This window comes from Variovorax sp. VRV01, from assembly GCF_014852545.1.
Classification (GTDB): domain Bacteria; phylum Pseudomonadota; class Gammaproteobacteria; order Burkholderiales; family Burkholderiaceae_C; genus Variovorax; species Variovorax beijingensis_A.
Window position 1 is genome coordinate 22781 of sequence record NZ_JACVBS010000025.1, and the last position, 23228, is coordinate 46008.

22 protein-coding genes are annotated in these 23228 nt (G+C 67.8%); 10 read left to right on the top strand and 12 right to left on the bottom strand.

The genetic code is table 11. The features are described from left to right. The first annotated feature begins 4 nt into the window (after nucleotides 1-4). Genes otnI through IB278_RS29930 form a run of 3 tightly spaced genes read left to right on the top strand, consistent with a single transcriptional unit; the run spans nucleotide 5 to nucleotide 2483 of the window. Nucleotides 5-823, top strand: a complete 819-nt coding sequence (otnI, locus tag IB278_RS29920) for a 2-oxo-tetronate isomerase (protein ID WP_192327532.1) — start codon at nucleotides 5-7, stop codon at nucleotides 821-823. Continuing rightward, the gene (locus tag IB278_RS29925; protein WP_192327535.1) at nucleotides 820-2019 is read left to right on the top strand and encodes an amidohydrolase family protein; all 1200 of its coding nucleotides are present in this window, start codon (nucleotides 820-822) and stop codon (nucleotides 2017-2019) included. Before otnI ends, IB278_RS29925 begins: the two co-directional genes overlap by 4 nt. Further along, nucleotides 2016-2483, top strand: a complete 468-nt coding sequence (locus IB278_RS29930; protein ID WP_192327538.1) for a RidA family protein — start codon at nucleotides 2016-2018, stop codon at nucleotides 2481-2483. The genes IB278_RS29925 and IB278_RS29930 overlap by 4 nt, the downstream gene beginning before the upstream one ends. Here the strand turns inward: IB278_RS29930 and IB278_RS29935 are convergent. From IB278_RS29935 to IB278_RS29970, 8 genes are all read right to left on the bottom strand, one after another. Next, nucleotides 2476-3129 (bottom strand): TetR family transcriptional regulator C-terminal domain-containing protein, encoded by a 654-nt coding sequence (locus tag IB278_RS29935; RefSeq protein WP_192327540.1) that lies wholly within the window; start codon nucleotides 3127-3129, stop codon nucleotides 2476-2478. The genes IB278_RS29930 and IB278_RS29935 overlap by 8 nt on opposite strands. Next, nucleotides 3126-4085: a PDR/VanB family oxidoreductase gene (locus IB278_RS29940; RefSeq protein ID WP_192327543.1), complete on the bottom strand. Its 960-nt coding sequence runs from the start codon at nucleotides 4083-4085 to the stop codon at nucleotides 3126-3128. The genes IB278_RS29935 and IB278_RS29940 overlap by 4 nt, the downstream gene beginning before the upstream one ends. 16 nt (nucleotides 4086-4101) lie before the next feature. Beyond that, nucleotides 4102-4692 (bottom strand): NAD(P)H-dependent oxidoreductase, encoded by a 591-nt coding sequence (locus tag IB278_RS29945; RefSeq protein WP_192327546.1) that lies wholly within the window; start codon nucleotides 4690-4692, stop codon nucleotides 4102-4104. 139 nt (nucleotides 4693-4831) lie between these two features. Continuing rightward, nucleotides 4832-5860 carry an ABC transporter substrate-binding protein gene (locus IB278_RS29950; protein WP_192327549.1) on the bottom strand — a complete coding sequence of 343 codons (1029 nt, stop codon included), beginning with the start codon at nucleotides 5858-5860 and terminating at the stop codon, nucleotides 4832-4834. A 399-nt stretch (nucleotides 5861-6259) separates the two neighbouring features. Further along, entirely contained in the window at nucleotides 6260-7657 is a 1398-nt protein-coding gene (locus tag IB278_RS29955; protein WP_192327552.1) for an FAD-binding oxidoreductase, read from the bottom strand. Further along, entirely contained in the window at nucleotides 7629-8510 is an 882-nt protein-coding gene (locus IB278_RS29960) for an ABC transporter permease (RefSeq protein ID WP_192327555.1), read from the bottom strand. The genes IB278_RS29955 and IB278_RS29960 overlap by 29 nt, the downstream gene beginning before the upstream one ends. After that, nucleotides 8488-9297, bottom strand: a complete 810-nt coding sequence (locus IB278_RS29965) for an ABC transporter ATP-binding protein (protein ID WP_192327558.1) — start codon at nucleotides 9295-9297, stop codon at nucleotides 8488-8490. Before IB278_RS29965 ends, IB278_RS29960 begins: the two co-directional genes overlap by 23 nt. Before the next feature lie 13 nt (nucleotides 9298-9310). Beyond that, nucleotides 9311-10132, bottom strand: coding sequence for a creatininase family protein (locus tag IB278_RS29970; protein ID WP_192327561.1), 822 nt, complete (start codon nucleotides 10130-10132; stop codon nucleotides 9311-9313). Nucleotides 10133-10328: 196 nt separating this feature from the next. Here IB278_RS29970 and IB278_RS29975 point away from each other — a divergent pair, with 196 nt between their 5' ends. From IB278_RS29975 to IB278_RS30000, 6 genes are read left to right on the top strand one after another with little or no spacing between them, the layout of a single operon-like run. Beyond that, a complete protein-coding gene (locus IB278_RS29975) occupies nucleotides 10329-10844 on the top strand; it encodes a DUF1269 domain-containing protein (RefSeq protein ID WP_145739208.1) in 516 nt (171 codons plus the stop codon). A 44-nt stretch (nucleotides 10845-10888) separates the two neighbouring features. Further along, the gene (locus IB278_RS29980; protein WP_145739209.1) at nucleotides 10889-12046 is read left to right on the top strand and encodes a c-type cytochrome; all 1158 of its coding nucleotides are present in this window, start codon (nucleotides 10889-10891) and stop codon (nucleotides 12044-12046) included. A gap of 26 nt (nucleotides 12047-12072) precedes the next feature. Then, nucleotides 12073-13839, top strand: coding sequence for a cytochrome c oxidase subunit I (gene ctaD, locus IB278_RS29985; protein WP_192327619.1), 1767 nt, complete (start codon nucleotides 12073-12075; stop codon nucleotides 13837-13839). Continuing rightward, entirely contained in the window at nucleotides 13836-14450 is a 615-nt protein-coding gene (locus tag IB278_RS29990) for a cytochrome c oxidase subunit 3 (RefSeq protein ID WP_192327564.1), read from the top strand. Before ctaD ends, IB278_RS29990 begins: the two co-directional genes overlap by 4 nt. An 11-nt stretch (nucleotides 14451-14461) precedes the next feature. Next, nucleotides 14462-15163, top strand: coding sequence for a heme-copper oxidase subunit III family protein (locus IB278_RS29995; protein WP_145739213.1), 702 nt, complete (start codon nucleotides 14462-14464; stop codon nucleotides 15161-15163). 8 nt (nucleotides 15164-15171) lie between these two features. After that, nucleotides 15172-15486, top strand: coding sequence for a cytochrome C oxidase subunit IV family protein (locus tag IB278_RS30000; protein ID WP_145739215.1), 315 nt, complete (start codon nucleotides 15172-15174; stop codon nucleotides 15484-15486). A gap of 16 nt (nucleotides 15487-15502) precedes the next feature. Here the strand turns inward: IB278_RS30000 and IB278_RS30005 are convergent, their stop codons facing one another. The 4 genes from IB278_RS30005 to IB278_RS30020 all read right to left on the bottom strand — a co-directional run bounded on the left by IB278_RS30005 (nucleotide 15503) and on the right by IB278_RS30020 (nucleotide 19259). Beyond that, complete coding sequence (locus IB278_RS30005) at nucleotides 15503-17131, bottom strand: MFS transporter (protein ID WP_192327567.1); 1629 nt, start codon at nucleotides 17129-17131, stop codon at nucleotides 15503-15505. Between the two features lie 15 nt (nucleotides 17132-17146). After that, nucleotides 17147-17917, bottom strand: a complete 771-nt coding sequence (locus tag IB278_RS30010; protein ID WP_018905227.1) for an amino acid ABC transporter permease — start codon at nucleotides 17915-17917, stop codon at nucleotides 17147-17149. Between the two features lie 32 nt (nucleotides 17918-17949). Beyond that, nucleotides 17950-18708 (bottom strand): basic amino acid ABC transporter substrate-binding protein, encoded by a 759-nt coding sequence (locus IB278_RS30015; protein ID WP_145739219.1) that lies wholly within the window; start codon nucleotides 18706-18708, stop codon nucleotides 17950-17952. Nucleotides 18709-18782: 74 nt separating this feature from the next. Then, nucleotides 18783-19259, bottom strand: a complete 477-nt coding sequence (locus tag IB278_RS30020) for an Lrp/AsnC family transcriptional regulator (protein WP_145739221.1) — start codon at nucleotides 19257-19259, stop codon at nucleotides 18783-18785. 180 nt (nucleotides 19260-19439) lie between these two features. Between IB278_RS30020 and IB278_RS30025 the strand changes: the two genes are divergently transcribed. Beyond that, nucleotides 19440-23036 (top strand): indolepyruvate ferredoxin oxidoreductase family protein, encoded by a 3597-nt coding sequence (locus IB278_RS30025; RefSeq protein WP_192327570.1) that lies wholly within the window; start codon nucleotides 19440-19442, stop codon nucleotides 23034-23036. Nucleotides 23037-23228 lie beyond the last annotated feature (192 nt).

Consider the following 23228-nt stretch of genomic DNA (forward strand, 5'->3'; position numbering starts at 1 on the left):
CGCCATGCCCCAATTCGCCGCCAACCTCTCGATGCTCTATCCGGAGCTCGACTTCCTCGACCGCTTCGAAGCCGCCGCGAAGGACGGCTTCAAGGCCGTCGAGTATCTTTTTCCCTATCCCTACGAGCGCCGCCAGATCGCGGCCCGCCTGAAGGACAACGGCCTGCAGCAGGTGCTCTTCAACGCCCCGCCGGGCGATTGGGACCGCGGCGAGCGCGGCCTCGCCTGCCTGCCGGGCCGCGACGCCGAATTCCGCGAGGGCATGGCCACGGCCATCGACTATGCGGTGGCGCTCGATTGCCCGCGCATCCACGTCATGGCCGGCCTGGTGCCCGAAGGCCTGGAGCGCGAGGCCGTGCAGCCCGTGTACGTCGACAACCTGCGCTGGGCCGCGGCCGAGGCGGCCAAGGCCGGGCGCGACGTGCTGATCGAGCCGATCAACACGCGCGACATTCCGCGCTTCTTCCTGAACCGGCAAGACCATGCGCACGAGATCGTCGACATGGTGGACGCGCCCAACCTCAAGGTGCAGATGGACCTGTACCACTGCCAGATCGTCGAGGGCGACGTGGCCATGAAGATCCGCAAGTACCTGCCCACGGGCCGCGTGGGCCACATCCAGATTGCCGGCGTGCCCGAGCGCCACGAGCCCGACATCGGCGAGCAGAACTATCCCTACCTGTTCGACCTGATCGACGAGGTGTCGGCGCAGTGCGGCTGGCAGGGCTGGGTCGGCTGCGAGTACCGGCCCCGGCGCGGTTCGGAACCCGGCGGCACCTCGGCCGGCCTGGGCTGGCTGCGGGCGCTGCAACAGCGCGCATGAAGCTCGAGTCGCTGCGCATTCCGCCGCGGCTGCGCGGCTTTGCCGCGGGCGATGCGCAGGTCTTCGACCTCACGCTGGCGGGCGACAGGGTCGAATCGATCGTGCCGAGCCCATCGCAGTCGCAGGCGCGCGGCACCTTGCTGAGCGCGCTGGTCGAGGCGCATGCGCACATCGACAAGAACTACACCGTGCAGGAAGTCGGCGCGGCCGAGGGCAACCTGTTCGCGGCCATCGACCGCATGGCCAAGCACCGCGCGGGCTGGAGCGGCCAGGCGCTGCGCCCGCGCATGGAGCGCGCGCTGCACGAGGCCTGGCAGTCGGGCACGCGGGCGCTGCGCACGCACATCGACTGGGTGGAAGGCGAGCCGCCCGCCGCGCTGGCGGTCTTCGAGGCGCTGCGCGAAGAGTGGCGCGGCCGCATCGAGCTGCAGTTCGTCTCGCTCACGCCGCTGGACCTGTTCGCCGATCTCGCGGCCGGCGAGCGCATCGCGCGCGAAGTCAAGCGCGCAGGCGGCGTGCTGGGCGCCTTCGTCTATCGCAACGAAGGGTTGGTGCACAAGCTGGGCCGCGTGTTCGACCTCGCGCGGGACCAGGGCCTCGGCCTCGACTTCCATGTCGACGAGGGCCTCGACGCCGATGCGAGCGGCCTGCGCAGCATTGCGCAGCTGGTGCGTGCGCGCGACTTCCGGCGCGGCGTGGTCTGCGGCCACTGCTGCTCGCTGGCGATGCAGGACGACGCCGTCGCCAACGAAACGCTGGCGCTGTGCGCGGGCGCCGGCCTCCACATCGTCGCGCTGCCGACCACCAACCTCTACCTGCAGGGCACCTGGGACCGCACGCCCGTGCCGCGCGGCATCACGCGCATCCGCGAGGCGGCGGCACGGGGCTTGCGTGCGAGCCTGGCAACGGACAACGTGCAGGACGCCTTCTATCCCTATGGCAGCTACGACCTTCTCGAAACCTTCGGCCTCGGCGTGCAGATGGCGCACCTCGCGCCCGCGGACGAATGGCTCGACGCGATCACCCTCAGCCCCGCGAAGGCGCTCGGCCTTGCGTGGGACGGCCGCATCGCACCGGGCTGCCCCGCGGACCTGGTGCTGCTCGCAGCCACCGGCGAGCATGAACTCGTCGGTCCGCGCGGACGCCGGCGCATCGTGATTCGAGGCGGTCAAAAAATTCTGGAGCCAACACGATGAGCATGGGCAAACCAATGGCCAACTACGCCGCCGCCAAGCGCGTGGGCGATTTCGTCTTCATGAGCGGCGTGGTTGCGGTCGATCCGGCCACGCGCCGTGCCGTGGCCGGCTACGACGCCATTCCCGAGGAAGCCCGCACGGCCCTGCAGGGCCTGGGCTATGCCACGGGGCAGATGTCGGTCGACATCTTCGAGGCCCCCATCGTGGCGCAGAGCTGGTTCGTGCTCGAGCGCATCCGCCAGATCGCGGCCGAGCATGGCGGCACGATGGAAGACGTGGTGAAGCTGGTGCAGTACTTCCGGCAACTGCCGCACTACGCCTTCTACAACCGCGTGCGCGGCCTGTTCTATCCGGGCGAGCCGCCGGTCAGCACGGTGGTCGAGGTGTCGCGCTTCCTGCCGGGCGACGAGGTGCTGGTGGAAGTGGAAGCCACCATGTACCTGCCCCAGCACCGGCCTATTTGACCCCCGCGCCCTTGAGCAGGAACTCCGTCACCTGCTCGATCAGGTAGCGCCGGTCCTTGTCGTCGCCCTGCTGCGCCACGTTGCGGAAGTACGCGGCCTGCGTGGCGTGGTCGGCATAGAACTGCGTCACCGCCCAGATGTGGAACAGCACCAGCATCGGGTCGGCCTTGTCCATCAGGCCCTGGTTCATCCAGTTCTGTATGACGGCGGCGGCCTGGTCGGTACGCTGCTTGCTCGTGTCCATCATGGTGTTGAGCACCGGCGCGCCGCGCATCATCTCGGCCGTGAAGATGCGCGAGCGCAGCGGGTGCTCGAACGAGAACACCATCTTGCGGCGGATCAGGTCGCCCAGCACCTTGCGCGGACCGAAGGCCTCGTCGGCAAAGCCGAACACCACGATCCAGTCGTTGAGGATGTCCTGCAGGATCTGCCGGTAGAGCGCTTCCTTGCTCTCGATGTAGTAGTGCAGCTGCGCCTTCGAGAGCCCGGCCTTGTCGGCAATCGCCTGGGTCGATGCACCGGCCAGCCCTTCGCTTGCAAACACCTCGATGGCGGCCTGGTTGATGAGGCCGAGCACCTGCGTGTACTTGCGCGAGCGGCCGCGCGTGGCGGGCGCCTCGCCGTCGCTTTCTTCCTCGATGCTCACAGCTGAAGCACCAGTTCCAGGCCCTTGGCGCGCGAGCAGCACAAGGCCACCTTGTGGCGCCGTTCGCTGCCGGTGAGGCAGAAGTCGCGGTGCTCGGCGCCTTCACCATCGCCCTCGACCACGCAGGTGCCGCACAGGCCCTGCTGGCACGACACCGGGATGTCGATGCCCACTTCGTGCAGCGCATCGACGGCGGTCTGGTCGGCCGCCACCGGCACGCTGATGCCGCGCTGCGCGAGCTTCAGCGTGAAGGGCAGGCCGGTGCTCGTGTTCGCATCGGTGGGGGCGGCGAAGTATTCGGCGTGCAGCGTGTCCCCGGGCCAATGCGCCGCGGCCTCGCGCACTGCCTTCATGAAGCCGCCGGGGCCGCAGACGTACAGGTGCGTATCAGGCGCGCGCTCGGCCAGCAGCGCGCGCAGGTCGATGCGCTGCGAGGCGTCGCCCTGGTCGAGGTGCAGGCGCAGGTGCGGCGCCAGCGCAGGCGAATGCAGCGCATCGGCAAAGGCCAGGTGCTCCTCGCTGCGTGCGAACACGCAGAGCGTGAACGAGGCACCGCGCGCCGCGAGTGCCTGCGCCATCGCCAGCAGCGGCGTCATGCCGATGCCGCCGGCCAGCAGCAGGTGGTGCTTCGCTTCCTCGCGCAGCGCAAAGGTGTTGCGCGGCGCGCTGATCGCGAGCAGGTCGCCCTTGCGCACGCGCTCGTGCATCGAGGCCGAGCCGCCGCGGCTTTCGGCTTCGCGCTTCACGCCGATCACGTAAGAGCCGGTATTCGACGGCGCGCGCGCCAGCGAATACTGGCGCGAGAAGCCGCCCGGCATGTGCACGTCGATGTGCGCGCCGGCCTCGTACTCCGGCAGCGCGCGACCCCAGGGGTGGATCAGTTCGAAGGCCAGGATTTCCGGCGTCTCGCGCGAGATGCGTTCGACGCGGACGGTGAGCGTGCGTTCGAGGCTCATGGTGTTGTCTCCCTGGCTAGATGCTCTGCAGCTTGCGCGCAACGCGTTCGATGAAATGGGTGCGGTCGAGCGCGGTGACGGCGTTCATGTCGTGCAGCTGCAGCCACGTGACCTTGCAGCGCCACGCGAACAGTGCCCGCAGCGCGCGCGTGAAGAGCCGCCGGCCCGGGTCGCCGATGAGCATCACGAACCAGCGCGGCGAGCCGCCCGTGGTCACCACCGTCAGCCGCCGGATGTGCCGCATGCCCGACCTCGCGAGCTGCCCCTTGCGCTCTGCGGGCAGAAAGGCCACGCCCGGCAGCCACACCCGCTCCAGCCAGCCTTTGAGCATGGAGGGCGGCCCATGGAACCAGGTGGGATAGACGAACACCAGGTGCTCGGCCCACAGCAGCGCTTCGACATGCGGCTTGACGCGTTCGCGGATCAGTTCGGGGTTGTCGAGATAGGCGATGCGCTCTTCGCGCGTCAGCGTGGGGTCGAAGCCTTCGGCGTAGAGGTCGATGGCCTTGACGGGGTGCCGCGGCTGGAGGGCCTCGAGCGCGGTGCGGTAGAGCGCGTGGTTGAAGCTGTCAGGGTTCGGATGGCAGTGGACGACGAGCGTTTTCATGGGGAGGGCCGGTTCGCCGGTTCGGCGAGACGGGGTCAGAGCCCAGGGAATGAAGAGCCGCGCAGCGCCTTATGGCAACCCAGGCGCCGGCATCTGACCCCGGCGCAAGCCCCGCGCGGCCCGCGGGAAAAATCGGCGCCTACTTTCCAGCGAGCTTCTTGCGGACGTCGACACCGACGCCCTTGTTGACGAACTGCGTGGTCACGACCTTCGAGAGATCGACCTCGCCGGGCTTGTAGAGGCCGGCCTTCACCATCTTGTCGTAGAAGTCCTTCACGCGGGCCTCGTCCATCGCGCCGATGCCCTTGGTGAGCGACTCGCCGCTGTCGACGATGCCCATCTTCTTCATGAGCTCGATCGAGCCCTGCGACGCGGCGACGGGCGAGTCGGGGTTGATCTTGGCGATCATCTCGTTGGCGGCCTTGTTGTCGCCGTAGAGGTAGTTGTTCCAGCCGATGATCGAGGCCTCTACGAACTTGCGCACCGTCTCGGGCTTGGTCTTGACGAGGTCGGCGCGCGTCTCGATGGTGGTCGAGTAGGTCGAGAAGCCGTTGTCGGCCAAGAGCTGCACCACGGGATCGAAGCCGGCCTGGGCCTTGATCGAAAGCGGCTCCGAAATGGCGTAGCCCTGCTGGATCGACTTCTTGTCCGCGAGGAACGGGCCGACATTGAAGGTGTAGGGCTTGAGCTGCGAATCCTTGAAGCCGTGCTCCGACTTCATCCACTGCCAGAAGCTAAACTGGCCGTCCTTGCCGATGAAGGCCACGGGCGCCTTGGCCATGTCCTTGAAGGTGTCGAAGCCCTGGCCCGGATGCGCGAACATGGCCTGCGGATCCTTCTGGAAGAAGGCCGCGACCACCACCGTGGGCACGCCGTTCTTGACGTTGTCGAAGGACTGCAGCAGGTTGCCTGTCATCAGGAAGTCGACCTTGCCGGCCGGCAGCATCGGCCGGTTGTTGACCATCGGTCCGCCCTGCTGGATGTCGACGTCGAGGCCGTACTTCTTGTAGGTGCCGTCCACCAGCGCCTGGTAGAAGCCGCCGTGGCCGGCCTGCGCCTTCCAGTTGGTGGCGAACACCACTTTTTCCTGCGCCTGTGCGGCGAAGGCGGCGGCCGAGAGGGCGAGGGCTAGAGCAAGCGGGCGGATTGTCAGAGCGGGAACGCGCATGGCAGTGGACTCCTGGTGTGAATTCGACGGGATATTCTCATGTCAGCTTGGCCATCGTTCGATGGACGAGGCTGCAAGTTCGGTGCAGTTCGGGGCGCGTGCACAGGCCGCCGGGTACTTCCCTCCGCGAATGTCCCCCGGGGGCTGCGCCCCTCCTCCTTTATTTCGCTGCGGGAAGCACCCGACGCCCTGTGCACCTGGGCACGCTGTCGGTGAACCGCGATCAACGACCGTTGCTGATAACGCTCCCGTCGATGGGGTGCCTTGCGCAGCGAAATAAAGGAGGAGGCCGAAGGCAGGGGGACATTCGCGGAGCAAGGTACCCCGTCGGCGGGAGCGCGCCCCGAACAGCAGCGCTCGAAACCACCAACGCGACAGACGACCAAGCGACGCTTCATTTCAACGCTCGACAGCCATATCGGAAGTCCAGCCGCGCGTCTTGCCAGGGTTCATCAAGCCCATCGGATCGCTGCGCTTCTTGAACTCGATCTGCTGCGTGTCGATGGTCTTCATGCCGCCGTCCTCGATGGTGACCACGTGCGGGTTGAAGATCTTGCAGCCGCCCTGCGACTCGATCTCGCGGATCACTTCGTACTGGTGGGCCTCGCCCTTCCAGCGCACGAGCAGGATGCCGAAGGTGCCGCATTCGCCGCCGGCGCGCGCGAAGTCCTGGTGCTGCAGCACGTCGTCGCCGAAGATTTGCAGATGCCGTTCGACCACGGCCGGGTCGAAGGGTTGGGCGTAGGCCACCTGCAGGTAGGTCCAGCTGCGATCCGCTTTCAGCGCCTGCAGCGTCGTGTGGTTGAACGCGCATTCATAGGCGGGCGGCAGGCCCTCGGCGAGCAGATCGGGCTCGGTACCGGCGACGGAGATGGTGCCGCCATGCGCAGCGGCCAGCGCGCGGAAATCGGCCATCGACTCGGGCGAGACCATCGCGAACACCGCATGCCGGTCGGCAGGAAAACGATCGCGCATGGCCGTGTAGTAGGGCGAGAAGCGCGCCTCGACCGTCGAGAGCAGGAAGATGTCGAGCGTCGGCGCCTGCGCGGCGATGCCGAAGTCCAGTGCGCCTCGGTAGTTGTCGAACAGCACCGTGCAGTGCACCCACTCGACGGCCGGGCTCAGCGCCACTTCCACGTCGAGGATCACGCCGTTGGTGCCGTAGGCATGGTGCACCTGCTGGATCTCGTCGCCATGCAGTTCGATGATGCGCGGCTCGCGCTCCACCGTCATCACGCGCGCGCGCAGCAGGTTGCCGGGGTCGCGCAGGATGCCGTGGCGGAACGAGCCGATGCCGCCGAAGCCGCCCGCGATGAAGCCGCCGATCGTGGCCACGTGCCAGGTCGAGGGCCACATGCGCAGCGCCTGGCCGGTCTCGCGCGCCGCAAGGTCGATGTCGTGCATGCGCGCCCCTGCCTCCACGCGCATGCGGCCCTCCTGGATGTCGAGCACGCGGCACATCTGCGTCACGTCGAGCACGACGCCGCCCTCGAGCGGCACGCACTGGCCGTAGTTGCCGGTGCCGCCGGCGCGCACGGTGAGCGGCAGATTCCACTTCGCAGCCACGGCCGCGGCCTGGCGCACGTCGTCCTCGGTGCTGACCTTGACCACGAGGTCGGCCACGCAGCCCGCGAGCTGCGCGCTGAGGATGGGGCTGTACCAGTAGAAGTCCTTCGACAGCTGCTTGCGCTGGGCCGGCGCGGTGATCAGGTTGAGGCCGCGCAGGTCGGCGCGCACGGCCTCCCAATCGGCGGCAGGCACGATGGTCCTAGCGTTCACGGCGCATTTCGCTTTCATGCCAGTGGCCCAGCACCAGGCGCGATAGCGCGGCGAACACGATGAAGATGACGATGCCCAGCAACGACACCAAGAGCAGCGCCGCGAACATCATCGGGATCTCGGTGCGGAAGCTCGATTCGAGGATGCGCGAGGCCAGCCCCGTCTCCTTGCCCGCCGTGCCGGCCGTGAACTCGGCCACCACCGCGCCGATCAGGCTCAGGCCGCCCGCGATCTTCAGGCCCGCCATGAAGTACGGCAGCGCGCTGGGTGCGAGCAGATGGCGGAAGGTCTGCCACGGCGAGGCCTTGTAGAGCTGGAACAGGTCGCGCAGGTTGCTGTCGGCGCTTTTCAGGCCGATGACGGTGTTCGACAGGATCGGGAAGAAGGCCACGATCCAGGCGCACAGCAGGAGCGCCGCGGTGGTGCTCGACACGTAGATCAATATCAGCGGCGCGATCGCGATGATCGGCGTCACCTGCAGGATCACCGCGATCGGGAACAGGCCGATCTCCACCCACTTGAAGAGCGCGAAGGCAATCGCCAGCAGCACGCCGCCCACGATGGCTGCGCCGAGCGCGAGCAGCGTGAGCTTCACGGTGAACCACAGCGCGCTCGAGAGCGAGGCCCAGTTGTCGAACAGTGTCTTCAGGATGAGCGAGGGCGCGGGCAGGATGTAGTGCGGGATGTTGTTGGCGCGCACCATCCATTCCCAGGCCAGCAGCAGTGCGATGACGATGCCCGCGGGCACCGCGATGCGCAGCATCGATTCGCGCCGGCGCAGCCTGTCTTCGTGCGCGCGCAGCGCGGCCTCGGAAGGCGCCGTGTCCGTATCGGCGAGCGCGACGGGCTCAGTGATCGATGTCGACGCCATGCAGGGCTCCATGCAGGGATTGCGACACCGCGGTGCAGTGCGCGTTGTAGCGGCTCGAGGTGCGGAAGTCTTCGCCGCGCGGATAGGGCTCGTCGATGCGGATCTCGTCGATCACGCGGCCCGGGCGCGCGGCCATCACCACGATGCGGTTCGAGAGGTACACCGACTCGTAGACGCTGTGCGTGACGAACACCACCGAGAAGCGGTGCTCGCGCCAGATCGCGAGCAGGTCGTTGTTGAGCTTGATGCGCGTCATCTCGTCGAGTGCGGCAAAGGGCTCGTCCATCAGCAGCAGGCGCGGATGCGTGACCAGCGCGCGCGCGATCGACACGCGCATCTTCATGCCGCCCGACAGCTCGCGCGGGTACACGCCCGCGAAACGCGAGAGACCGACCATCTCGAGCGCCTGCTGCACCACCGGCGCGGCCGCATCGCGGCTCTGGCCGGCGAGCTTGAGCGGCAGCCAGACGTTGTCGAATACCTTGGCCCAGGGCATGAGCGTGGGCTCCTGGAACACGAAGCCCAGGTCGCGGTCGCTCTGAGTCTTGCCGGTGTTGGCGCCGGACCAGTGCATTTCGCCCGAACTGAGCCGGGTCAAGCCGGCGATCAGCCGGAGCGCGGTGCTCTTGCCGCAGCCCGAGGGGCCGAGAAAGCTGATGAAGTCGTGCTCGCCGATGTCGAGGGTCATGCCCTGCAGCGCGAGCGTTCCGTTGGCAAAGCGCTTGCTGACGCGGCGCAGGCTGACCAGCGGCGGGGAAGGCGGGCAAGAGGGCGCGAGGCTTTCCATGGTGGGTGCGAGCCTAGCGCCAGGCGGGAACATTGGCGAGGCGCGACAGCGGGAAGCGGTCCACCTCCTGCAGCAGTTCAACGAAGCGCCGCCCCACGTGGTCGAGCACCGCGGCGCCCTTTTCGGCGGTGGCGCGCGTGGCATCGCCGGCCGCGCCCGCGGGATTGATGTCGTGCATCTGCCAGCCGAGCTTGCCGCTGGGCGTGATCGAGAGGAATTTGTTCTCGGCGGCGAGGTCTTCGGTCATCGAGCGGAAGTTGCGGAACTGGTCGGGACGCACGTCGTCCGGCGCAAGGTGCAGCATCACCGAGCTTTCGAGGTCGCCGGCATGGATGCCGTGCCGGCCTTCGTGCGCGGTGAAAAGCCCTTCGGGCAGGCCCAGCGTGTACCAGTTGGCGGCCACGACCATCATGCCGTGTTCCTCGCGCAGGTCGCGCGCCACGATGTCCATCACGCTCATCTGGCCGCCGTGGCTGTTGTAGAGCACCAGCTTGCGCACGCCGGCCTTGGCCACGCAGGCGCCGATGTCCTTCCACAGCGAGATCAGCGTGGTGGCCGAGACGGTCAGCGTGCCCGGGTAGCGCGAATGCTCGTTGCTCTTGCCGTAGGCCACCGTGGGCAGGAAGAGCACCGGCAGCTCGTCCGGCAGGTGCGGCAGCGTGGCCTGCACCATGCCGTCGATGGTGGCGGTGTCGGTCGACATCGGCAAATGGGGGCCGTGCTGCTCGGTCGCGCCCACCGGCAGCACGGCGATCAGCCGTTCGCGGTCGAGGCGGGAGAACTCTTCGCTGGTCAGGTCGGACCAGAAGCGGCTGCGCAGGGGGTGCGGGTTCATCGTGGCGTACCTTGTGATGGCGGGCAACAGGGCCGGAATGATGAGCTAAATTATCCAATCGGTCAAAAAAAGATGGGTTGGCAATAACCCCCATGCCGCTGCCGCGTGAAATGCGGCGGCCACTTGATGGCGGCCTTCCTTGGGCATATAAGTCATTCATGGTTCCTTGACTCGTCGCAAGACGAAAGGGGGCGCTATGAAGAGGCGCATCTACTGGCTGATGCCGGACCTGGCGAGCGCCAGGCAGGCGATGGACGATCTGGTGTGGGCACGCGTCGACGTTGCGCACATTCATTTCGCCGGACCGGAAGGCATGGACATGGCCGGGCTCCATGCGGCCAACGTGTGGCAAACCTCGGACCTCGTCCACGCAGCCAAGACCGGGTGGGTGGTCGGCAGTGCCTGCGGCATCTTGGTCGGCCTCGCGGCCGCGCTGCTGTTCCCGATCACCGGCGACGGCCCCGAATGGGAGGTGGCTGTGCTGGTGGCCATCGTGGGGGGCGTGGTCGGCGCCTGGTCGGCCAGCATGATCGGCATTTCCATCCCGAGCCCCAGGCTGCAGCGTTTCGAGGGCGCCATCGCGCGGGGACAGATCCTGCTGATGGTGGACTTGCCGCGCTCGCGCGTGCGGGACATCGAGGCGCTGCTGCGCTCCGCGCATCCCGAAGCCCGGTTCGAGGGCGAAGAGCCGCAAGTCCCGGCGTTTCTCTGAAGCGCGCATGAGCCCCGAACCCATGCCGAGCCGAGGGAGCGCACATGATCATGGCCGTCGCCCTGCTGCTCGTCGTGCTCGCCTCGGTGCTGTTCCACGTCTTCAATCCGTGGTGGACGACGCCCCTTGCTTCGAACTGGCAGCTGATGGACGACACCCTGACCATCACGCTGGTGATCACGGGGATCTTCTTCATCGCCATCAACGTGTTCATCGCCTACATGCTGGTGCGCTTTCGCCACCGCGAGGGACACCGTGCGGCGCATGAGCCCGAGAACAGGAAGCTCGAGCGCTGGTTGATCGGCGGCACCACCGTCGGCATCATGGCGCTGCTGGCGCCCGGCCTCGTGGTGTACGCGAACTATGTCAGGGAGCCCCACGACTCCCTCGTGCTGGAGGTGCTGGGCCAGCAATGGCAGTGGCGCTTCCGCTTCCCGGGGGAGGACGGCAAGCTCGGCGCGACCGATGCGCGCTTTGTCAGCGCCACCAATCCGTTCGGGATCGACCCCGCCGACCGGGCCGGGCAGGACGATCTCCTGATCGCCGGCAACGAGGTGCACCTGCCGCTCGGCAAGCCGGTGCTGGTGCTGATGCGTTCGAACGATGTGCTGCACGACTTCTTCGTGCCGAACTTCCGCGCCCGGATGAACATGGTGCCGGGACAGGTCAGCCGCTTCTGGTTCACGCCGACCGTCGCGGGCCGCTACGAAGCGCTGTGCGCGCAGCTGTGCGGCGTGGGCCATCCCAACATGCGCGGCTACGTAGTGGTGGAAGATCCGGCGAATTACAAGGCCTGGCACGCGGCGCTGCCGACCTTCGCCAGGTCGCAGGCCAAGGCGCCCGAGCCCCCGGCCGGTGCCGCGGCGGCCGGCGGCACGCGCGCCGAACAGGGCCGCGCGCTGGCGGACGCCAAGGGCTGCGTGGCCTGCCACACGGTCGACGGCAGCCCGCGCGTGGGGCCGACCTGGAAGGGCCTGCACGGCAAGACCGAAACCATGGCGGACGGCTCCACCGCGCTGGTCGACGAAGCCTATCTGCGCAGCTTCATCCGCGACCCGCAGGCCCGCCACGTGAAGGGCTTCCCGCCGGTCATGCCCAGGATCGAAATGACCGATGAAGAACTGGCCGCGCTGGTGGCCTACATCCAGAGTCTGGGCAGTCCGCCGGCGCAGGCTGCCGCCGAACAGAAGGCCCCGCGATGAACTCTTCTTCGCCCACGGGGCATGCCATGTCCCACGCCGACGACGCCGGGCACCCCGCGCCGCAGAGTTTCCTGACCCGCTACGTCTGGAGCCAGGACCACAAGGTGATCGCCGTCCAGTACGCCTGCACCGCCATCGCGGTGGGCGTGGTGGGCGTGGTGCTGTCCAACCTGATGCGGCTGCAGCTGGGCTTTCCGGGCGAGTTCGAGTTCATCAACGCCGAGCGCTACTACCAGTTCGTGACCATGCACGGAATGATCATGGTGATCTACCTGCTCACGGCGCTGTTCCTCGGCGGCTTCGGCAACTACCTGATTCCGCTGATGGTGGGGGCGCGGGACATGGTGTTCCCCTACCTCAACATGCTGAGCTTCTGGGTCTACCTGCTGTCGGTGGTGGTCCTGATGGCGAGCTTCTTCGTCGCGGGCGGACCGACCGGCGCGGGCTGGACGCTGTACCCGCCGCAGTCGATCCTGCCCGGCACGCCGGGCCATGCGGGCGGCATCGTGCTGATGCTGGTGTCGCTGCTCATCTTCATCGTGGCGACCACGATGGGCGGCCTCAACTACGTGACCACCGTGCTGCAGGCACGCTGCGAAGGCATGACGCTGCTGCGCATGCCGCTCACGGTGTGGGGCATCTTCGTGGCCACCATCCTCGCGCTGCTCGGCTTCCCGGCGCTGTTCGTCAGCGGCGTGATGCTGCTGCTCGACCGCACGCTGGGCACCAGCTTCTTCATGCCGGCGCTGGTGTCGATGGGCCAGGTGACGGGCTACAAGGGCGGCAGCCCGCTGCTGTTCCAGCACCTGTTCTGGTTCTTCGGCCATCCGGAGGTCTACATCGTGGCGCTGCCGGCCTTCGGCATCGTGTCCGACCTGATCAGCGTGCACGCGCGCAAGTGCATCTTCGGCTACCGCATGATGGTGTGGGCCATCGTCGCCATCGGCGCGCTCAGCGTGGTGGTGTGGGCGCACCACATGTTCGTGAGCGGCATGAACCCGTACTTCGGCTTCTTCTTCGCGACCACCACGCTGATCATCGCGGTGCCCACCGCGATCAAGGTCTACAACTGGATCCTGACGCTGTGGCGCGGCGACATCCACCTGACGGTGCCGATGCTGTTCGCGCTGGCCTTCCTGTGCACCTTCCTGATCGGCGGGCTCACGGGCCTGTTCCTCGGCAACGTGAGCGTGGACATTCCGCTGTCGGGCACCTATTTCGTGGTGGCGCACTTCCACATGGTGATGGGCGTGGCGCCGCTGCTGGTGGTGTTCGGCGGCATCTACCACTGGTTCCCCAAGGTCACGGGCCGCATGCTCGACGACCGGCTCGGCCGGCTGCATTTCTGGATCACCTTCCTCGGCACCTACCTGATCTATTTTCCGATGCACTACCTGGGCGTGCTGGGCATGCCGCGGCGCTACTACAACTTCGACGGCTACGCGTTCATCCCGCCCTCGGCATTCAGCCTGAACACGTTCATCACCGTGGTCGCGCTGATCGTCGGCGTGGCGCAGCTGCTGTTCATCGCCAATCTCGCCTGGAGCGCCCGGCGCGGGCAGCGGGCCGACGCCAATCCATGGCGCGCCGCCTCGCTCGAATGGCAGACGCCCGCCACGCCGCCGGGCCACGGCAACTGGGGGCCGCGGCTGCCGGTGGTCTACCGGTGGGCCTATGCCTATGGAGAGCCGGGTGCGGCGGAGGATTTCATACCGCAGAACGCCCCGCCGGAAGCCGGGCCCGGGGAGCCCGAGCCGCAGGGCCAGAGCGAGGTCCGGGGAGCGCCGGCATGAGCGCGGGCACCGCTTGGAGCCTCCGCGGCGGCCTGCCTCGCGACGCGCACGCGAGCGCGGCCAGCATCGGCCTGTGGGTCTTCATGGGCGTGGCCACCGCGTTGTTCTCGCTCTTCATCGTGGCCTACGTGATGCGCATGGGCGGCGACGATTCGATGACGATCGCGCTGCCGTGGCAGCTCTGGCTCAGTTCGGCGCTGCTGGTGGCGGGCGGCACGGCGCTGCAATGGGCCGGCGGCGCAGCGCGCCGTCGCGCCCCGATGCGGGCCCGCCGCCTGCTGCTCGCCGGCGGCCTCTTCGCAGTGGCCTTCCTGGGCGCGCAGCTGTGGGCCTGGCAGGCGCTGCTGAGCGCGCAGGTGATGCCGGCCGGCAATCCGGCGGGCAGCTTCTTCTACCTGTTGACCGCCATGCACGGGCTCCACCTGGCGGGCGGGCTGGTCGGGTGGGCCTGGACGGCGAACGCCGCATGGCCCGATCCGGCCCGGGCCGCATGGCGCATTGCGCTGTGCGCGCGCTACTGGCACTTCATGCTGGCGGTGTGGCTGGTGCTGTTCGCGCTGCTGGGCTGGGTGACGCCGGAGGTGGCGCGCTTCATCTGCGGCACATCCTGAGGAGGCGTCCCATGAACAACACCGCAACGATCGCCGCAAGGCCCTTGAGTCCGAGCCTCGCCGCCAGCGGCTGGCGCGGGCTGATAGCCGACTGGTCCTCCGACCGCCAGGCCTTCCACGTGTCGTGGGGCAAGGCGATGATGTGGATCTTCCTGCTCAGCGACACCTTCGTCTTCAGTTGCTTCCTGACCGGCTACATGACGGTGCGCGCCTCGACCACCGTGCCGTGGCCCAGCCCGAGCGAGGTGTTCGCGCTCCATGTGGGGGGCGCCGACATCCCGCTGCTGCTGATCGCGATCATGACCTTCGTGCTCATCAGCAGCAGCGGCACGATGGCGATGGCGGTCAATTTCGCCTACCGCCGCGACCGCGTGAACGCCGCCACGCTGATGCTCGTGACCGCGACCTGCGGCGAAATCTTCGTCGGCATGCAGGCCTTCGAGTGGTCCAAGCTGATCCTCGAGGAGGGCGTGCGGCCCTGGGGCAATCCGATGGGGGCCGCGCAATTCGGCTCGGCCTTCTTCATGATCACGGGCTTCCACGGGCTGCACGTGTCGGCCGGCGTGGTCTTCCTGTTCACCGTGGCCTTCAAGCTCTTGCGCGGCGACTACGACAAGGCCGGCAACTACCAGATCGTCGAGATCGCCGGGCTGTACTGGCACTTCGTGGACCTGGTGTGGGTGTTCATCTTTGCGCTGTTCTATCTCTGGTGAGGACCATCATGGACCCCGTCGCAGGCCAGCAACATCCGATCAGCCTCTATCTCAAGATCTGGGGGCTGCTGTTCGTGCTCAGCACGATGTCCTACCTGGTCGACTACTTCCATTTCCAGGGGTACCTGCGCTGGGCCCTGATCATCACTTTCATGCTGCTGAAGGCGGGGCTGATCGTCGCGGTCTTCATGCACATGGCCTGGGAGCGGCTGTCGCTGGTCTATGCCATCCTGGTGCCGCCCCTGTGCCTGCTGGTGCTGGTCGGGCTGATGGCGGCAGAGGGCGGCCATACCTTCCTCACGCGGCTGCAGTTCTTCCACTGAAGCCGCTGCCGGTCGCTCAGCGCTTCACCACGTAGCGCGTCACCACCGGCGGCGACTCGCCGATGTGGAAGGCCAGCCGCCGCTCGCGCAGCGCCATGTCGGCGGCCGTGGCGCGGTTGAAGCGGCGCAGGTGGTCGGTCCAGCTTTCGTCCACGATCTCTTCCAGGTAGCGGCCCGGCTCCGCGATGTCGTGCAGCAGTTCCCAGCCGATGGCGCCCTGGCCCAGGCGCGCGCGCCGGGTCTGGTGCATCACCAGGTGGAAGGCGGCCGCGCGCGCGGGGTCGATCATGTATTCGATGGTGATGACCACGCGGCCGTTTTCCTCCGGCGTTTCCGCCGGCGGGCCCGCGGCCCAGCCGGCACGCGCCGGGCTCATGTCGGCTTCCTCGCCCGAGACGTCGGTGACCCAGCGCAGCGCCGCCAGCATCAGCAGGGTGCCGCTCGCGGCGGCGATCTCGAGGCTGGAGCGCAGGTCGGTGACGGTGGCCACCTGGCCCCAGAGCGCCGCGCCGATCGCGCTCGCGCCCATGATCGCCATCTGGTAGGTCGACATGCCGCGCGCGCGCACCCAGTCGGGCAGCGCGAGCTGGGCCGACACCGAGAGCGAGTTGGCCACCGTGATCCAGGCCATGCCGCCGAAGAACATCGCGGGCACCGCCACCCAGGCGTTGGGCGCGAAGGCCATCACCGCGGTGGCGAGCGACTGCAGCACCGTGCCGCGCAGCACCAGCTGGTCGCGCCCGAGCGCCTGGCGCAGCCGCGGCAGGAACAGCACCGCGATGATCGCGCCCGCGCCCATGGCGGCCAGCAGCAGCGTGAAGGTGGCGGCGCCGCCGCCCTTGAGGTTGCGCGCCAGCAGCGGCAGCAGCGCGAGCAGGGCGGTGGAATGGAAGAAGAAGATCGTGATGCGCGAGAGCACGGCCCGCATGCGCTGCGACTGCCAGACGAACTGCACGCCCACGCGCATCGCGCTGATGAGTTTTTCGCGGCCCAGCGGATTGGGCGTGTGCTCGCGCCGCCAGCGCAGCACCACGAAGCCCGAGGCCACCGACAGCACCGCGTTGAGCGCGAACACCCAGACGCTGCCCGCGCTGGCAATCAGCATGCCGGCCGTGAGCGGGCCGATGATGCGCGAGGCGTTCATCGCGATGCCGTTCAGGCCCAGCGCCGCCGGCAATTGCGGCCGCGGCACCAGCTCGGGCACGATGGCCGAGAACACCGGCCAGCGCAGCGCCAGGCCGATGCCGTTGGCAAAGGTGAGCGCCAGCAGCAGCGGCGCGGTCATCAGGTCCATGGCAATGGCCGCGCACAGCACGATGGCCGTGCCCGCCAGCCAGAACTGCGTGGCCATCAGCCAGCGCCGGCGGTCGAGGATGTCGGCCAGCGCCCCGCTGGGCAGGCCCAGCAGGAACACCGGCAGGGTCGAGGCCGACTGCACCAGCGCCACCCAGATCGGCGAGGTGGTCAGCGAGGTCATCATCCACGCCGCCGCCACGTCGTTCATCCACATGCAGATGTTGGCGATGAGCCAGGTGCTCCACAGCATGCGGAACACGGGCAGCTTGAGCGGCTCGAGCGCTGCGAGCTTCGGCGGCTGCGGCCGGGAGGGGGGAATGGGTGTTTCTTCGGGCGAAATCGGCGGCATGTCGCCCGATTGTGCCTATCCCCTGTCGCTGCGCGCCAGCCGGTGCTCGAGCCGGCGCAGCATCGTCGTGAGCACGAGCGTCATCACCCAGTACACCACCGAGATCGCGAGGTACGGCTCCCAGTAGCGCGCATAGGCGCCGGCCACCGTGCGCGCGGCGTAGGCCAGCTCGGCCAGCCCGATGGCCGAGACCAGCGAGGTGTCTTTCAGCAGCGCGATCGCGTTGTTGCCCAGCGGCGGCAGCATGCGCCTGAAGGCCTGCGGCAGCACCACGTAGCGCATCACCTGCAGGGGCGTGAAGCCGATCGAGCGGCCGGCGTCGAACTGCCCGCGCGAGATCGACTGGATGCCGGCGCGGAACACCTCCGAGATGTAGGCCGCCGAATTGAGCGTGAGCGCCACCACGCCCGAGATCAGCGCGCCATGCTCCTGCTTGAGCTCGCGCGCCAGGTCGCCGCTGATCAGCAGGCCGGTCGCCGGATGGATGAACACCGGCATCACCGCGAAGTGGATCAAGAGGATCTGCACGAACAAGGGGGTGCCGCGGAAGAAGCTCACGTACACCGTGGCCGGCCAGCGCAGGAAGAAGCGCGCCACCCAGCTCCAGGGCGCATGGCGCGGCCGGGCGAGCCGCGCGAGCGCCAGGCACAGGCCCCAGCTCGAACCCAGCAGCACGCACACCACCGTCATGCGCAGCGTCATCCAGGCGCCCTGCCAGAACAGGTCCTTGTATTCGACCAGGATGTCCCAGCGGAACCATCCGAACAGAAGGATCGGCTGTTCCATCTATTGCGCCCTCGCGCTCGGACCGGCCGCGCTCATCGCGCGTTCGGGTCCTTGTTGAACCACTTCTTGTAGATGGTGGCGTAGCTGCCGTCGGCGCGGATCGCGGCCAGGCCGGCCGTGAGCTTGTCGAGCAGCGCCTTGTCGCCCTTCTTCACGACGATGCCGAAGCCTTCCTCGGGGAAGGACTTGTCGTCGATGGTCTTCAGCTCGGGGTTTTGCGCAACGCGGTAGGCGATCACGCCGTTGTCGCCCATGGCGGCATCGACGCCGCCGCCGGCCAGCTCGGAAATGATGAGCGGCGTGCTCTCGAATCGGCGGATGTTGGGGCTGGTCTTGCCGAACTCGCGCGAGGCGATGTCGTCGGCCGTGGAGGCGCTCACCACGGCAATCTTCTTGCCCGCGAGGTCCTTCAGCGAGGCGACCGTGCTGTTCTTGGGCAGCGCGATCAGCTGGCGCGCCGCGAAGTAGGGCGGCGTGAAGTCGTAGCTCTGCTTGCGCTTCTCGTTGATGGTGACGCCCGAGATCACGAGATCGACGTCGCCATTGTTGAGCGCGCCGAAGATGCCGGTGAACGGCGTGTTCACGACCTTGATCTTCAGGCCCTGCTGCCTGGCGATGGCGTTGATGATGTCGATGTCGAAGCCGACGATCTGCTTGTCCTTGTTCTCGAACGCGAAGGGCGCGTAGGTGGCGCTGGAGGCCACGATGAGTTCGCGGTTCTGGGCCTGGGCGCCGAGGGCGAGCGTGGCGGCGGCAAGGCCGAGCGCCAGGGCGCGGCGGATGGGGTTCATTGCGGGGTCCTCTTCGACTTGATCCGCCGGCTGGCGGTGTGTGTATATGGGTGGGCGGGAATTCTAGGTTGCCGCTAGCGCGCCAGGTGCCCGAGCGGCCAGGCGCTGCTGGCCTTCACCTCGCCCAGCGAGAAGCTGGTGTGCAGGTCTTTCACGTTCGGCAGGTTCATGAGGTGCTGGCGCGCGAAGGCCGAGAAGCTGTCCAGGTCCTGCGCCACCACCTGCAGCTCGAAGGTGCCGGTGCCGCTGATGTAGTGGCAGGCCACCACCTCGGGCAGCTTGCGGATCGCGTCCTCCAGTTTCAGCGTTGCATCGTTGGTGACGCGCTCGGTGTCCACGCGCACGAAAGCGAGCACGCCCAGCCCGATCTTGTGGCGGTCGATCTCGGCGTGGTAGCCCTTGATGAAGCCGGCTTCCTCCAGCGCGCGCACGCGGCGCCAGCAGGGCGCGGCCGAGAGCCCCACGCGCTGCGCAAGCTCGGCGTTGGTGAGGCGGCCATCGGCCTGCAGTTCTTGCAGGATTGCGAGGTCGAACTTGTCAATGCTTTCCATGGATGGCGATATTAAGCAAGATTCTTCCTGGAAGCCGCTTTTTTGGGGCACAGAACGCAAACACCTGTCGCGCACCCCGGCATACACTTTGCGTGATCATGGGCTCGCGCCCGACCCGGGCACAGACCCACACCCCATCAGCCAGGCCCAAAAGGCCCTGCCACACGGAGACAGACAACAATGAACGCACCGCTGCCGGAGCACATTCGCAAGGCCCTCGAAACGGTCACGCTCGACGACAAATACAGCCTCGACTACGGCCGGGCCTTCATGAGCGGCGTCCAGGCGCTGGTCAAGCTGCCGATGCTGCAGCGCCTGCGCGACAAGCAGGCCGGCAAGAACACCGCGGGCTTCATCAGCGGCTACCGCGGTTCCCCGCTCGGCGGCTACGACCAGGCGCTGTGGAAGGCCAGCAAGTTCCTGAAGGAACAGAACATCGTCTTCCAGCCCGGCGTGAACGAAGAACTCGCCGCCACTGCGCTCTGGGGCACCCAGCAGCTGGGCTTCTCGCCCGCGGGCACCAACAGGTTCGACGGCGTCTTCGGCATCTGGTATGGCAAGGGCCCGGGCGTGGACCGCTGCTCCGACGTCTTCAAGCACGCCAACATGGCGGGCACCACCGCGTGGGGCGGCGTGATTGCGGTGGCGGGCGACGACCACATTTCCAAGAGCAGCACGGCCGCGCACCAGAGCGACCACATCTTCAAGGCCTGCGGCACGCCGGTGTTCTTTCCGGCCAACGTGCAGGAAATCCTGGACCTGGGCATTCACGCCTTTGCGATGAGCCGCTTCTCGGGCATCTGGTCGGGCATGAAGACGATCCAGGAAATCGTCGAGTCGAGCGCCACGGCCATGATCGACCCGGACCGCGTCGAGATCGTCATTCCCACCGATTTCCAGATGCCGCCCGGCGGCCTGCACATCCGCTGGCCCGACCACGCGCTCGAGCAGGAAGCGCGCCTCATGCACTACAAGTGGTATGCCGCGCTCGCCTACGTCCGCGCCAACCGGCTGAACCACAACGTGATCGAAGGCCCGAACGACCGCTTCGGCATCATGGCCAGCGGCAAGGCCTACAACGACACCCGCCAGGCCCTGATCGACCTGGGCCTGGACGACGCCACCTGCCGCCAGCTGGGCATCCGGCTCCACAAAGTGGGCGTGGTGTGGCCGCTGGAGGCGCAGCTCACGCGCGACTTCGCCACCGGCCTGCAGGAGATCCTGGTGGTCGAAGAAAAGCGCCAGGTCATCGAATACCAGCTGAAGGAAGAGCTCTACAACTGGCGCGCCGACGTGCGCCCCACCGTGCTCGGCAAGTTCAACGAGCTCGACGGCGATTTCTCCGGCGGCGAATGGGCCATGCCCAACCCCACCGCCAACACGCTGCTGCGCGCCAACGCCGACCTGAACCCGGCGCTGATCGCCAAGGCGATTGCGCAGCGCCTGCGCAAGCTCGGCATCCTGGAGCAGGCCGGCGCAGACATGCGCGCGCGCATCGACGCCCAGATGGCCATCCTCGAAGCCAAGGAGCGCTCGATGGAAGTGCTCAAGGTGGGCGGCGTGCAGGGCGCCGACCGCCAGCCCTGGTTCTGCTCGGGCTGCCCGCACAACACCAGCACCGTGGTGCCCGAGGGCTCGCGCGCGATGGGCGGCATCGGCTGCCACTTCATGGCCACCTGGATGGACCGCTCCACCATCGGCTTCACGCAGATGGGCGGCGAGGGCGTGCCGTGGGTGGGCCAGCAGCCTTTCACCACCGACCAGCACATCTTTGCGAACCTGGGCGACGGCACCTACTTCCACAGCGGCCTGCTCGCGATCCGCCAGAGCATCGCGGCCGGCGTGAACATCACCTACAAGATCCTCTACAACGATGCCGTGGCCATGACCGGCGGCCAGCAGGTCGGCGAGCGGCCCGAGGGCCACTCGGTGCTGCAGATCGCCGAGAGCCTGCATGCCGAGGGCGCCAAGAAGGTCGTCATCGTGACCGACGAGCCCGAGAAGTACGAGGGCGTGAACATCCCGGGCGACCATGTGGCGGTCAAGCATCGCGACCTGCTCGACGAGGTCCAGCGCGAATTCCGCCAGATCGCCGGCACCACCGCCATCATCTACGACCAGACGTGCGCCACCGAGAAGCGCCGCCGCCGCAAGCGGGGCACGGCCGTCGATCCGGCCAAGCGCGTGGTCATCAACGAGCTGGTCTGCGAAGGCTGCGGCGACTGCAGCGTGCAGAGCAACTGCCTGTCGGTCGAGCCGCTGGAAACCGAGTTCGGCCGCAAGCGCACCATCAACCAGAGCAGCTGCAACAAGGACATGAGCTGCCTCAAGGGCTTCTGCCCCAGCTTCGTCACGGTCGAGGGCGGGCAGCTCAAGAAGAAGGCCCGGGACAAGGCCGATTCGCCGCTCGCACTCGGCCCGCTGCCCGAGCCGGCCGTGCCGGTGCTGGCGCAGGACCAGGTGTGGGGCATCGTGGTGGCCGGCGTCGGCGGCACGGGCGTCATCACCATCGGCCAGCTGCTGGGCATGGCGGCGCACATCGAGGGCAAGGGCATCGTCACGCAGGACGCGGCCGGCCTCGCGCAAAAGGGCGGCGCCACCTGGAGCCATGCGCTGATCGGCCAGTCGCAGGAGGCGATCCGCACCACGCGCGTGGGCACCGCCGCAGCCGACCTGATTCTGGCGGCCGATCCGCTGGTGGCCGTCAACGCCGAAACCCTGGCGCGCATGCGCGAAGGGCGCACGCACGTGGCGCTCAATACGCACAGCACGCCCACCGCCGCCTTCGTGCGCAACGCCAACTGGGTGAACCCGCAGGACGACTGCGCCAGCCAGATCGCGCGCGCCGTGGGCGCCGACGCGCTCGGCACCTTCGATGCCGATGCCGCGGCCACCACGCTGATGGGTGACAGCCTCTATGCCAACCCGATGCTGCTGGGCTTTGCCTGGCAAAAGGGCTGGATTCCGCTGGCGCTCGAGTCGCTGCTGCGCGCCATCGAGCTCAACGCGGTGGCGGTCGAGAACAACAAGACCGCCTTCGCATGGGGCCGCCAGGCGGCCGTCCATCCGGACGAGCTGCAAAAGCGCCTGCGCCCGGGCCAGGTGATCGAGTTCAAGAAGCGCGAGACCGTCGAAAGCCTGGTGGCGCGCCGGGTCGAATTCCTCACGGGCTACCAGAACGCGGCCTATGCCGAGGAATACCGGCAGTTCGTGGACAAGGTCCGGCAGGCCGAGTCGGCACTGGGCAAGACCGCGCTGGCCGAAACGGTGGCGCGCTACCTGTTCAAGCTCATGGCGTACAAGGACGAGTACGAAGTGGCGCGGCTGCATGCCGACCGTTCGTTCCTCGACCGCGTCGAGGGCATGTTCGAGGGCGACTTCAAGCTCAACTACCACCTCGCGCCGCCCATCATCGCCAGGAAGAACGCCAAGGGCCAGCTGCAGAAGCAGAAGTTCGGCCCCTGGATGCTCGCCGGCTTCAGGCTGCTGGCCCGGCTCAAGGGCCTGCGCGGCACGGCCCTGGACATCTTCGGGCGCACCGAAGAGCGCAGGACCGAGCGCGCGCTCATCGGCGAGTACCGCGCGAGCATCGAGGAAGTGATGGCTGGCCTTCGCGCCGAGAACCATGCGCTGGCGCTGGAGATCGCGAGCCTGCCCGAGCAGATCCGCGGCTACGGCCACGTGAAGGAGCGCAACCTTGCCGCGGCCCGCACCCGCTGGAGCGAGCTGCTCGCCAAGTGGCGCCATCCGCAGCAGGCGCAGCGCGCCGCCGCGTGATTCCGGCGCGGGGCGCGGCCCGGCGGCCCCCCGCCTCGGGCGTTTGCTTCTGAAAAGATAGCGACCGGAGCCCGTGGAAAGCCCCGCTCCGCGCGCCGGATAAGCGCGCGGAGTGGGGCATTGCCACGAATACAATGCCCGCTGCTGCGCGCGGCCGAGGCCGCCTCAAGCTCTGACTCGCGGCCTTTTCCC